The organism is Micromonospora psammae, from assembly GCF_036902725.1.
GTDB lineage: Bacteria > Actinomycetota > Actinomycetes > Mycobacteriales > Micromonosporaceae > Micromonospora.
The window spans coordinates 33,967-46,001 of record NZ_JBAKHM010000004.1 but is presented as its reverse complement, the minus strand read 5'-3'; the positions used below and the strand labels follow the sequence as shown (position 1 = coordinate 46,001).

The window sequence follows — 12,035 nt, the reverse complement described above, 5'->3', positions numbered from 1 at the left end:
CACCTTTTTCGGCAAGGGCCAGTCGGTAGCGGGTAATGGGCGAAGGGCCAATGCCATGAGCTAAACAACCGCGCGAAGAATACGGTCGGGTTGGTGACGCAGCCGCTCCATGGCCCGCGCCGTCGCGTCATCAGCGGGCAGGAGAACGACCAGCTCCTGTGCGTCGTTTTTCGGCAACTCGAGCTTCTCTCGCTGCCACCGAAGCTCGTGCGCAATGGGGTGGTTGACCCGAAGCGGGACGTGCGGTGGGGGCAGGTGGCGGTTGAGTCGTCGGGTGAACTCCTTGCCGGCCAACGGGGCGAGCTCGGCCCTGAACCATTCGGAGGTCTCCGCAGACGGCCCGAGCCACAGTTCGAACGCTCGTTCGTCGGCCACCTGGTCCCAGTCCGGGAAGAAGATCCGGGCGTGCGGATTGGTGAACACGTAGCGCGTCAGGTTCGGCGTCCCGCTCTCGAGCAGCCCGATCCCACGCATCAGCAGCTCGAACTCGCGCGTGTATGCGAGCACGTCTCCCAGGCGGTTCGTGACGAATGCGATGCCGGGCTCAAGGAGTCGGAGGGTCTCCAACACGGTGGGCCGGACCTGGCGGTTGGGCGGGGCCGGCCGCCCGCGCCCTGCGCACCCTCCACCGGTGATCTTGGCGAGGTGGCGCAGGTGATTGCGTTCGGCGGCATCGAGGCTCAAGGCGTCCGCAAGAGCATTGACCACCGCAGGGGACGGGTTACGGTCTCGTCCCTGCTCGATGCGGGTGAGGTATTCGACGCTGATCCTGGCGCGCGCGGCGAGGTCTGAGCGTCGTAGCCCAGGAGACCGACGGCGGCCACGATCAGGCAGTCCGAACGATTCCGGCTGGATGGTGTCGCGCTTGGCGCGGATGAAGTCGCCCAGCGGCGTGCTCATGTTCGGGAGCCTAGCGCGGTCTCCCCGGCGCATCGAACCCCGCAGGGTGGCCCCACGAGGGCCAGCCTGCGCCCGGTCTGGTTGCCGACGTCCGGACGATGGACCGTGGAGCCCATGAGCGAGAAGCACAAGTTGGTCATCATCATCGGGAGCGTTCGAGAGGGCCGGTTCGGGCCTGTCGTCGCCTCCTGGGTCGCCGACCAAGCGCGCGAGCACGGCGGGTTCGACATCGACGTCGTCGATCTCGCCGACGCCGAGATCCCGCTGTCGTTGCCCGCAGCCTCACCGAAGTTCGCCGGCGACTCGTACCCGCGCCCCGACGAAATGGCGTCCTTGACGTCCCACCTCACGGACGCGGACGCATTCATCATGGTCACGCCGGAGTACAACCACAGCTACCCCGCGTCCCTGAAGGCCGCCATCGACTGGCACTTCACCCAGTGGACGGCCAAGCCCGTCGCTTTCGTCAGCTACGGGGGTGCGGCTGGCGGGCGCCACGCTGTCCTCCACCTGGAGAACGTGCTCACCGAACTGCACGCCGTGACAATCCGCGATGGTCTGGCGTTCCCGAACTACCGCACAGCGTGGGAAGACGGTCGGCCGCTGGACCCCCAGGCGCCCGGATATGCCAAAACCCTGCTGGACCAGCTCGCCTGGTGGGCCGCCGCCCTGGGTGCGGCACGCAACTCGGCGCCATACCCGGCCTGAAGGGATCACTCAAGGAGCAGGCCAGACTCGCCCGGCCAGCGGTGATGCCCGCCCCAGATGACCGAATCCCATCGCAGGCGAGCCCCGGTCGATCGCTGGTGGATCGACCGGGGCTCGTCGGCTGGAGCCGGGTCAGGCGAGGTCGAACCGGTCGAGTTCCATGACCTTGGTCCAGGCTGCGACGAAGTCGCGAACGAACTTGTCGCGCGCGTCCTGGCTGGCGTAGACCTCCGCGAGGGCCCGTAGCTGGGAGTTGGAGCCGAAGATGAGGTCCACCGCGGTGGCGGTCCACTTCACCTCATCGGTGGCCAGGTCCCGGATCTCGTACACGTGCTCGTCGGACTCCGAGGCCTTCCACCGGGTGCCCGGGGAGAGCAGGTTGGCGAAGAAGTCGTTGGTGAGCACGCCGGGCCGGTCGGTGAGGACGCCGTGCCGCGTGCCGCCGACGTTGGCCCCGAGGGCGCGCAGGCCGCCGACGAGGACGGTCATCTCGGGCGCGGACAGGTTGAGCAGGTAGGCACGGTCGACGAGCAGCACCTCCGGCTGGGTCTTCTCGCCGGGACGCAGGTAGTTGCGGAACCCGTCGGCGCGCGGCTCGAGGACCCGGAAGGACTCGACGTCGGTCTGCTCCTGGGTGGCGTCGGTGCGGCCCGGCCGGAACGGCACGGTCACCTCGACGCCGGCGTCGCGCGCCGCCTTCTCGACAGCGGCCGAACCGGCCAGCACGATCAGGTCCGCGAGTGAGATCTGCGCGCCGCCGCCGGAGTTGAACTCCCGCTGGATGCCCTCGAGGGTCTCCAGGACCGTCGCGAGCTGCTCCGGCTGGTTGACCTCCCAGCTGCGCTGCGGCTCGAGCCGGATCCGGGCGCCGTTGGCGCCGCCGCGCTTGTCGGTGGACCGGTAGCTGGCGGCGGAGGCCCAGGCGGTGGAGACCAGCTGGGCGGTCGTGAGGCCGGCCTGGAGGACCTTCGCCTTGAGAGCGGCCACGTCGGCGTCAGTTACCAGCTCGTGGTCGACGGCCGGCACCGGGTCCTGCCACAGCTGGGGCTCCGCCACCCACGGCCCGAGGAAGCGGCTGACCGGGCCCATGTCGCGGTGCAGCAGCTTGTACCAGGCCTTGGCGAACGCCAGCGCGAACTCGTCCGGGTTCTCCAGGAAGCGGCGCGAGATCTTCTCGTACGCCGGGTCGACGCGCAGCGCCAGGTCGGTCGTGAGCATCGTCGGCTTGTGCTTCCTGGCCGGGTCGTGGGCGTCCGGGATGATCGCCTCGGCATCCTTGGCGACCCACTGCTTCGCGCCGCCGGGGCTGGTGGTGAGTTCCCACTCGTGGCCGAAGAGGATCTCGAAGAAGCGGTTGCTCCACTGCGTCGGCCGGTCGGTCCACGTCACCTCGAGACCGCTGGTGATCGTGTCCGGGCCCTTGCCGCTGCCGTAGGTGCTCAGCCAGCCCAGGCCCTGCGCCTCCAGCGGGGCGGCCTCGGGCTCGGGGCCCACGTGGTCGTCGGCGATGCCGGCGCCGTGGGTCTTGCCGAAGGTGTGTCCACCGGCGATGAGGGCGACGGTTTCCTCGTCGTTCATCGCCATCCGGGCGAAGGTCTCGCGGATGAAGTGCGCCGCCGCGGCCGGGTCCGCGTTGCCGCGGGGACCCTCCGGGTTGACGTAGATGAGTCCCATCTCGGTCGCCCCGACGTCAACCGCCATCTCCTTCTCGGAGACGTAGCGCTCGTCGCCGAGCCAGGTGTCCTCCGGACCCCAGAAGATCTCCTCGGGCTCCCAGACGTCCTCCCGGCCGAACCCGAAGCCGAAGGTCTTGAAGCCCATCGACTCCAGGGAGACGTTGCCGGCGAGCACGAGCAGGTCGGCCCAGGAGATCTGCTGGCCGTACTTCTGCTTGACCGGCCACAGCAGCCGGCGGGCCTTGTCGAGGTTGGCGTTGTCCGGCCAGCTGTTGAGCGGGGCGAACCGCTGACCACCGTCGCCGGCGCCGCCGCGGCCGTCGTGGATGCGGTAGGTGCCCGCCGCGTGCCAGCTCATCCGGATCATCAGGCCGCCGTAGTGGCCGAAGTCGGCCGGCCACCAGTCCTGCGAGGTGGTGAGGACCTCGGTGATGTCCCGCTTGAGGGCCTCGACGTCGAGCTTGGCGAACTCCCTGGCGTAGCTGAAGCTCTCCCCCAGCGGGTTGCTCTTGGAGGAGCGGGCGTGCAGCACCGAGAGGTCGAGCTGGTTGGGCCACCAGTCCCGGTTGGTGCGCGGACGACCCCCGGTCTTCGGGGTCGGCGAGTCGATCGCCGGGTTCTCGCTCTCGCTGCCGTGCGCGGTCACGGAGTCGTGGGCGACCGGGCAGCCGGCCGCCTCCTTCTTGTCCACGCCCTGCGCGCTGGAGGGGGTGTGGTCCTGGGTGTCGCTCATCTGCTTCCTTCCGAGCTGCGGATCACTGGGAGGTACGTTCGGCCGCACAGTCGGGGCAGGTACCCCAGTAGACGACCTCCGCCTCGTCGACCACGAACCCGTGGTCGTCCGAGGCGGTGAGACATGGAGCATCGCCCACGGCGCAGTCGACGTCGGCGATCGCGCCGCAGGAGCGGCACACGACATGGTGGTGGTTGTCCCCCACCCGCGACTCGTACCGGGCGGTCGCACCGGCGGGCTGGATGCGTCGCACCAGACCGGCGTCGGTGAGCGCACGAAGCACGTCGTAGACCGCCTGGTGGGAGACCGTGGGCTGAGCCGTCCGTACCAGCGCGATCACCGTGTCGGTGTCGACGTGCGGATGGTCGCGCAGCGCTGCGAGCACCGCCAGCCGGGGACGGGTGACGCGCAACGAGACAGCCCGTAGCTGAGCCTCGAAGTCGGACGTCATGTGATGACCCTAGCCCACTCTTCTGGAACAAATCCAGATTAGATTCGGCTTCAACCCCCACATTTTCGACGCAACCCTGGTCGCCCGGCTGATGACCAGGCCCCAGCTACCGGGGCAGCACCGGCACCGCCGAGGGGTGTCCCCTCATGAAGCAGTGGTCACCGATCCCGTTCAGGCGGGTTGTTGCCGTGATGGTCGAGTTTGTCGTGCAGCGTCCCGGCGAAGCCTTCAGCCATGGCGAGTTGGTCGCGTAGGGCGCTGACCCGGGTGGCGGCGGCGGTGTGGAACATGGCGAGCCGGTCGAGCAGGGCCGCGCGGTCGGCGCCGGCGGCGGTCTCGAGGGCGTCGAGGACGACGAGCAGATCCCGCATCTCGTCGAGGGTGAAGCCGAGGGGTTTCATCCGTTTGACCACGGCGAGGCGATCGAGGTCGGACTCGGTGTAGAGGCGGAAGCCGCCGTCGCTGCGCGCGGAGGGGACGATCAGGCCGACCTCCTCGTAGTGGCGGATGGTGCGGATGCTGAGCCCGACCCGTTCGGCGGCCTCTCCGATCTGCATCAGGCGACCGGTGGCCGGGCCGGAGGCGTGCCGCTCCGGCCCGGCGTCGCGACGGGGGATGGCCATCAGTGGCCGACGCCGAGTTGGCCGGCGAGGGTGTCGTGCATGCGTGCGCTGGGCTTGTTCAATTCGATGATCTCGACGGACTTGCCGCGAGCGGCGTACTTCTGCGTGATCGCGTCGAGGGCGGCGACGGAGGAGGCGTCCCAGACGTGGGCGTGGGACATGTCGATGACCACGGTGCCGGGGTCGCCCGCGTAGTCGAACCGGCTGACGAGGTCGTTGCTGGAGGCAAAGAACAGCTCACCGTGTACGGAGTAGATCCGGGTGGTGCCGTCGGGGTCGAGCACGCTGGTGACCTCGACGAGGTGGGCGACCCGCCGGGCGAAGATCACCATGGCGGTGAGCACGCCGACGATGACGCCGATCGCGAGGTTGTGAGTGGCCAGGGTGGTGGCGACGGTGGCGAGCATGACGAGGGTCTCGCCGTACGGCATCCGCTTGAGCGTTTTCGGGGCGACCGAGTGCCAGTCGAACGTCGACACCGCCACGATGATCATCACCGCGACCAGCGCGGCCATCGGGATCACCGCGACCACGTCCCCGAGCGCGACGACCAGGACCAGGAGGAACACACCGGCCAGGAAGGTCGACAGCCGGGTCCGGGCACCGGACGCCTTCACGTTGATCATCGTCTGGCCGATCATGGCGCAGCCGCCCATCCCGCCGAAGAACCCGGTGACGATGTTGGCCACGCCCTGTCCCCACGACTCGCGGGTCTTGCTGGAGGGGGTGTCGGTGATGTCGTCGACCAGCTTCGCGGTCATCAACGACTCCATCAGTCCGACCAGCGCGATTCCCAGGGCATAGGGGGCGATCAGGGTGAGGGTGTCCATGGTCCAGGGGATCTGCGGCAGCCCGAGGGTGGGCAGGCTGTCCGGCAGGGCCCCCTCGTCACCGACGGTCGGCACCGCCAGGTGCGCGGCCACCGTGACCACGGTCAGCACCACGATGGCGACCAGCGGCGCCGGGACGGCCCTGGTGAGCCGGGGCAGCCCGACCATGATCACCAGGGCCGCCGCGACGAGCGGGTAGACCAGCCACGACACACCGAGCAGGTGCGGAACCTGGGCGGCGAAGATCAGGATCGCGAGGGCGTTGACGAAACCGACCATGACGCTGCGCGGGATGAACCGCATCAGCTTCGCCACGCCGAGCGCCGCGAGCAGGATCTGGATCGCGCCGCCGAGGATCACCGCCGCGATCAGGTGGTCCAGACCGTGTTCCTTCGCCAACGGGGCGACCACGAGGGCGATCGCTCCCGTGGCGGCGGAGATCATCGCCGGCCGGCCCCCGCAGATCGCGATGGTTACCGCCATGGTGAACGAGGCGAACAGCCCGACCCGGGGGTCGACCCCGGCCAGGATCGAGAAGGAGATCGCCTCCGGAATCAACGCCAGGGCGACGACCAGGCCGGCGAGGACCTCGGTGCGGAACACCTTCGGCGACAGCCAGGACGGACGGGACAGGCGCGGCCGGTTGACCGCGGACAGCACAGAAGACATAGAGCCATTTCCACTCGGGCGCCCCTCGGACGCGCACAGTTCCAGCCCCGCGGCACAGCTGTTCGCAGACCGGCGACAACCGGCTCCTTCTGCTTCGACTCCTGGGGCCTGCTCGCCAGAGCAGCGACGGTGTCGCCCGGCACGAGGCGTCGGGCTCGCTCCGGTGACCACCCCGAAACCCTACCCTCGCGTCAGGGTAGGGTTCGCCAGACGTGATGATCATCATGCGTTCGGTGCCCGGGTTCCGAAGGGCGGAAGCAGGCCGGGCCCGCCGGTGAGCACCCGCAGCTCACACCCGATCCGCGACGGCGCTCGAGCGTCCCCCGTCCCCCGTCCCCGGCTGCCTGGGCCGGGTTGCCGTTCGGGTTCGTGGCCGCCGGTGAATCCTCACCGTCCACGGGGTGTGGCCCCCGCTGGGCCGCCCTGCCGGTGGGAGCCCGGCGGCCCGGTCACCCGGTGCGATCCACGAGGACGCCGGGGTTGAGGATCCAGGACGGGTCGAGCGCGCTCTTGGCGGCGCGCAGGGCGAGCGCGACCGGGTCCGGACGCTGCCGGTCGTACCACGGTCGGTGGTCCCGGCCGACGGCGTGGTGGTGGGTGATGGTGCCGCCGGCCGCGAGCAGCGCGTCGGAGACGGCCTGCTTGATCTGGTCCCACTGGTCGACGGTGGCGCCCCAGCGGCCGGTGGCGTACACGCCGAAGTAGGGGGCGGGGCCGTCCGGGTAGACGTGGGTGAAGCGGCAGGTGACCACGCCGGTCGCGCCGACCGCGCGGAGGGCGTCGCCGGCCGCGTCGAGCACGGCGGCGCGTAAGGCGGGGAATCGGTCCCAGGTGCAGGCGGTCTCGAACGTCTCCACGATCATCGACCGGGCGGCGAGCGCGTCGCGCTGGTACGGCATCCGCAGGAACGCCGCCCGCCAGGCGTCGGCGGCGCTCCGCTGCCTGGGGCCGGACGAGTCGTCGGCGCGGGGCGGCGCCGCCAGGATGCCCCCGTGATCTCGGCACAGCTCGACGGCGCGGTCCAGCCACGGGGTGACCGGATGGTCGGCGGACTCGAATCCCAGCACGAGCACGCCGCCGGTGGTGGCGGCACCGGCGTTGAGGAGCGCCTCGGCGGGGTCGAGCAGCCGGCAGTTGCTCGGGTGCAGCCCGGACTGGGCGATGGCCCGGGTGGCTTCGACCGCCTCGTCGTATTCGGTGAAGTGCACCGAGGCGCCCGCCCGCCAGCGCGGCCGGTCCTGCAGCCGCAGCCATGCCTCGGTGATGACGCCGAGCGCGCCCTCCGAGCCGAGGAAGAGCCGATCGGGGGACGGCCCGGCGCCGGAGCCGGGCAGCCGGCGGGACTGGCTGGTGCCCGCCGGCGTGACCACCCGCAGCGACTCCACCAGGTCGTCGACATGGGTCAGGACAGTGGCGTAGTGACCGCCGGCGCGCGTGGCCAACCACCCGCCCAGGGTGGAGAACTCGAACGACTGCGGGAAGTGCCGCAACGTGAGGTCGTGCCGCCGGAGCTGGTCCTCCAGCGCCGGGCCGAACACGCCGGCCTGGATGCGGGCCGCCCGGCTGGTCGGGTCCACCTCCAGCACCCGGTCGAGGCGCCCGAGGTCGAGACTGACCGCCCCGGGATACGCGTCGTCCAGCCGCGGCTCCACGCCGCCGACCACCGACGAGCCGCCGCCGTAGGGGATCACCGCGACGTCCCGGCCCGCGCACCAGTCCAGCACGTCGACGACGTCCTGCTCGGTCGTCGGCCGGACCACCAGGTCCGGTGGGTCGTGGACCTCCCCGTGCAGGTTGCGGACGACGTCCCGGAACGCCTTGCCGTGGGTGTGCGCCGCCCGGTCGGCCGGGTCCGTCGAGCACAGCCGGGACAGTGACGCCGGCGGATCGACCCGCGGCGGGCGCAGGCCGAGTTCGGCCACCGGCGGCGCGAGGTGCTCGGTCAGGTCGGCGCCGGGCAGCAGGGTACGCACCCGATCGACCAACGCCGAGGCCTCCGCGCCGGTCACCGCGTCCTCGACGTGCCCCCAGCCCCACCACGAACGCTGTTTTCCGGGCATGCGGCCTCCCCGCCGTCCACCATCGCCAGATCGACTCGCCGGTAACGTACTCGACGGCCGGCACCCCGTCGATGCCGTCGTGGTCGGACGTTGCTGGCGCCTCGGATGATGCGACGGCTGGGTGCTGGCCAGGATGCGCCATGGCATCGACGTGCCGGTCGCCAGCCATTGCTCAGGTCCGAGGTGACCAGTTCCCTTCACGCATGACCGTGTCCCTCACCGAGTCGATCTACAAGGTTGGAGAAGGCGTGAAACGCTCCACCGTCGCTGGCACAGCGACGAACAGCAGGTCGTGGTACTCCCGGTTGTCGGCGTCCGTCGGCGTGGCAACGGCCCTCGCCGCGCTGGTGGCGCCCTCCGTCGCCTCGGCGAGCACGACCGGCAGCGCGCCGGCGGCCGCAGCGGCCACCACCGGCGTACCGGTCGGCTTCGCTCCCACGTCCACCTCGTGGACCAGTCCCTCCGACGGCTGGGTGCTGGGCTTCGCGCCATGCCGGGCCGGCTCGTGCCCGACCCTGGTCAGCACCTCGGACGACGCGCGGACCTGGCAGCAGAACACCGCCCCACGGGTGTCGTCCACGCCTGACCAGACGAAGATCCACTTCGCCGGCAAGCTCCACGGGTGGGCCACCGACGGCCAGGTCCTGATGGCCACCCACAACGGTGCCGGCACGTGGGGGCGCGTGCGGCTGCCCGGTGCCGTCGGCTCGGTCAGCATCTCCAAGCTGGCGTCGACCGACCGGTACGCCTACGCGATCGTCACCTACGGGGTCGGCAGCACCAGGACCACGCAGCTCTACTCCTCGCCCGTCGGCGAGGACAGCTGGCGGCCGGTGGCCGGCGTCGCGGTACCTGGCGGCGGCGGATGGGACATCACCACCCACGGTTCGGCCGCCCACGTCGCTCTCGGCGTGATCCACACGTCGCTCCGGATGTGGTCGACAGCCGACGGCAGTGGCTGGAGCGAGGTCCAGCCGGTCTGCTCGATGCACGACGCGGTGCGGCTGAGCAGCACTTCCCCCGCAGACGTCGAGGGCATGTGCAGCTTCAACGCGGAGCGCGGCTTCATGGAGAAGCAGTTGGTCGAGTCGGCAGGCGGCGCGGCGCCCGTCGTGCTGGGGCAGGCGCCCAACACGGGAATCACCACCGGGTTCGCGACGGCCTCGGACGGTACCGCGGTCGTGGCCGGGGTCGGCGCGGGCGCGAGCTGGCTGCACGCCAGCTTCGACAAGGGCGCGACCTGGGAGACGCCGCTGGTGATCCCCGACGTGCAGCTCCCGATGCTCGACCTGGACTTCCAGGACGCCACGCACGGCGTGGTGGTCTGGGGTGGGCCCGCGTGGTCGGGTGCCGCGGTGTACCGCACCACCGATGGCGGTCACACCTGGAGCCAGCTCACGCTCTGACGTCACGTCGAGGCGGTCCGGGGATCGTTTCGGCCCCGGACCGCCTCGCTGCGCAGCATCATGGGGACGGGCTCGCCGGCCCCCGGGTTCGCGGCACGCACCGGCGCCGGCTATCTGACCTTTCGGGTCGATCGGACCACGATGTCGTCGTATTCGGGGTGCTTGCCCAGCCACTCGCCGATGAACGGACAGATCGGCACCACCGTGCGGCCCTTGCCTCGAGCGTCGTCCATCACCGCACGAGCGAGGGTCGATCCGACACCCCTGCCTTCGAACTCCGAATCAACCTCGGTGTGCGTGTAGGCGATGATGCTGCCGGTCAACTGGTAGGTGACGAGCCCGGCCAGCGCACCCGACTCGTCCCGCGCCTCGAACCGCTCCCGCTCCGGCGTGTCAGTAACAGTCAATTCCACCCGATTATGGAAGCACAGCCGCCATCAGTGGGCCGCCACGACCACCGCTTCCGGCTCGAGGCCCGCGAGCTGGGCCGGTCGCACGACGACGAGCAGAACGACCATCGACGCCACCATGCCGCCCGCGACCACGAGGGCCATGGCCACCGCGCCGGTGCCCAGCACGCCCACCAGGGGCGCGGCCAGCGCGCCGACACCGAACTGCACGGCGCCGAGCAGAGCGGAGGCGGTGCCGGCCGCCTCCCCGTGCCGGGACAGGGCCAGGGCCGGCGCGTTCGGCATCGCGAGGCCGGCCGCCGCGAGCACCACCCACAACGACACCAGCAGGCTCGGCAACCCGCCCAGACCGGTCGCGGCGAAGGCGAGCAGCGCCAGACCGGCCCCGGTCCCCACGCCCAGGGAGACGAGGAGGATTCGCTGCGGAGAGTAGCGACGCAGCAGCCGCACGTTGAACTGGGTCGCCGCGATCAGCCCGACCGCGCCCGCGCCGAAGGCCAGCCCGAACTGCTGCTCGTCCAGCCCGTACTGCTGCTGCAGGACGAACGACGACCCGGCCACGTAGGCGAACAACGCCGCCATGGCCAGCCCGGCGACCAGGACCAGGCCCACGAACGTACGGTCCCGCAGCAGCGAGCCGTACACGGCCACCGTCGCGACCACCCCGCCGCGCTGGCGCCGATCGGCCGGCAACGTCTCGCGGAGGCCGAGCGCGGCGAGCGCGACGAGCAGCACACCCAGGGCGGCCAGGGCCACGAACACGCCACGCCAGTCCGTCCAGCGCAGCAGCCCGGCACCGAGGGTCGGAGCGAGGATCGGGGCCGCCCCCATGACCAGCAGCAGCCGGGAGAGCAGCTTGGCGAACGCCGCGCCGCTGAACAGGTCGCGGACGATGGCCATGGCGACCACCGCGGCCGCGGCGACACCGAGGCCCTGCACCACCCGCAACGCGCCGAGAACCGTGATGTTCGGTGCGACGACGCAGAGCAACGACGCCACGACGTGCAGCGCGATTCCGGCGATCAGCGGCGCGCGCCGGCCGACGGCGTCGGACAGCGGGCCGATCAGCAACTGGCCGACGGCGAGGCCGGCCAGCGTGCCGGTGAGGGTGAGTTGGACCGCCGCCGACGTGGTCTGGAAGTCGGCGGCGATCGCGGGAAGCGCGGGCAGGTACATGTCGATGGTCAGCGGACCCACCGCGATCAGCGACCCGAGCACGAGGACGAGCTGCAGGCGCTGCCGGCGACTCATCAGGTCTCCGGGCATCGGCGGGACCGACCGGCCCTCAGGGGTGTCGACGGCGGCGGTCATCGGGTCGGCTCCGACAGGTCGTCGCGCAGCCGGGCCGAGAAGGGGGCAGAAGTCACCTTGACTCCAAATCCAGATCCGATCATTTGATTCCCCGGTCGACGGGGAGGTAACGGAGGTAACAGTCGAGCGGCACCCCCCGCGCTCCCCCGAGCACCGTCGGTCGAGCAGGAGTGGCTGCGGGTTCGGCATCGGCCGGCGACGGGCGCCGGCCGTCAGTGACGACTATGCCGGGTCGTCCCTGCGTAGCCCCCGCAAAAC

At 70.8% G+C, this 12,035-nt stretch carries 10 protein-coding genes; 2 read left to right on the top strand and 8 right to left on the bottom strand.

Going from position 1 to position 12,035, the window contains the following annotated elements; genetic code table 11:
- Window positions 1-60: 60 nt before the first annotated feature.
- Complete coding sequence (locus tag V6U79_RS08750; protein WP_334454923.1) at window positions 61-900, bottom strand: helix-turn-helix domain-containing protein; 840 nt, start codon at window positions 898-900, stop codon at window positions 61-63.
- 114 nt (window positions 901-1,014) lie between these two features.
- Between V6U79_RS08750 and V6U79_RS08745 the strand changes: the two genes are divergently transcribed.
- Window positions 1,015-1,608: an NADPH-dependent FMN reductase gene (locus tag V6U79_RS08745; protein ID WP_334454921.1), complete on the top strand. Its 594-nt coding sequence runs from the start codon at window positions 1,015-1,017 to the stop codon at window positions 1,606-1,608.
- A 132-nt stretch (window positions 1,609-1,740) separates the two neighbouring features.
- Here the strand turns inward: V6U79_RS08745 and katG are convergent, their stop codons facing one another.
- The 5 genes from katG to V6U79_RS08720 all read right to left on the bottom strand — a co-directional run bounded on the left by katG (window position 1,741) and on the right by V6U79_RS08720 (window position 8,650).
- Window positions 1,741-4,017, bottom strand: a complete 2,277-nt coding sequence (katG, locus tag V6U79_RS08740; RefSeq protein ID WP_334521824.1) for a catalase/peroxidase HPI — start codon at window positions 4,015-4,017, stop codon at window positions 1,741-1,743.
- A gap of 22 nt (window positions 4,018-4,039) precedes the next feature.
- The gene (locus V6U79_RS08735) at window positions 4,040-4,468 is read right to left on the bottom strand and encodes a Fur family transcriptional regulator (RefSeq protein ID WP_334521821.1); all 429 of its coding nucleotides are present in this window, start codon (window positions 4,466-4,468) and stop codon (window positions 4,040-4,042) included.
- A gap of 158 nt (window positions 4,469-4,626) precedes the next feature.
- Complete coding sequence (locus tag V6U79_RS08730; protein WP_442933278.1) at window positions 4,627-5,091, bottom strand: MerR family transcriptional regulator; 465 nt, start codon at window positions 5,089-5,091, stop codon at window positions 4,627-4,629.
- The gene (locus tag V6U79_RS08725) at window positions 5,091-6,590 is read right to left on the bottom strand and encodes a SulP family inorganic anion transporter (RefSeq protein WP_334521818.1); all 1,500 of its coding nucleotides are present in this window, start codon (window positions 6,588-6,590) and stop codon (window positions 5,091-5,093) included. Before V6U79_RS08725 ends, V6U79_RS08730 begins: the two co-directional genes overlap by 1 nt.
- A 449-nt stretch (window positions 6,591-7,039) precedes the next feature.
- Window positions 7,040-8,650: an FAD-binding oxidoreductase gene (locus V6U79_RS08720; RefSeq protein WP_334521815.1), complete on the bottom strand. Its 1,611-nt coding sequence runs from the start codon at window positions 8,648-8,650 to the stop codon at window positions 7,040-7,042.
- A gap of 203 nt (window positions 8,651-8,853) precedes the next feature.
- Here V6U79_RS08720 and V6U79_RS08715 point away from each other — a divergent pair, with 203 nt between their 5' ends.
- Window positions 8,854-10,056, top strand: coding sequence for a beta propeller repeat protein (locus tag V6U79_RS08715; RefSeq protein WP_334614190.1), 1,203 nt, complete (start codon window positions 8,854-8,856; stop codon window positions 10,054-10,056).
- Window positions 10,057-10,166: 110 nt separating this feature from the next.
- Here V6U79_RS08715 and V6U79_RS08710 read toward each other — a convergent pair whose 3' ends face one another.
- A complete protein-coding gene (locus V6U79_RS08710; RefSeq protein WP_334521809.1) occupies window positions 10,167-10,469 on the bottom strand; it encodes a GNAT family N-acetyltransferase in 303 nt (100 codons plus the stop codon).
- Window positions 10,470-10,493: 24 nt separating this feature from the next.
- Entirely contained in the window at window positions 10,494-11,717 is a 1,224-nt protein-coding gene (locus tag V6U79_RS08705) for a multidrug effflux MFS transporter (protein WP_334521806.1), read from the bottom strand.
- Window positions 11,718-12,035: the final 318 nt, after the last annotated feature.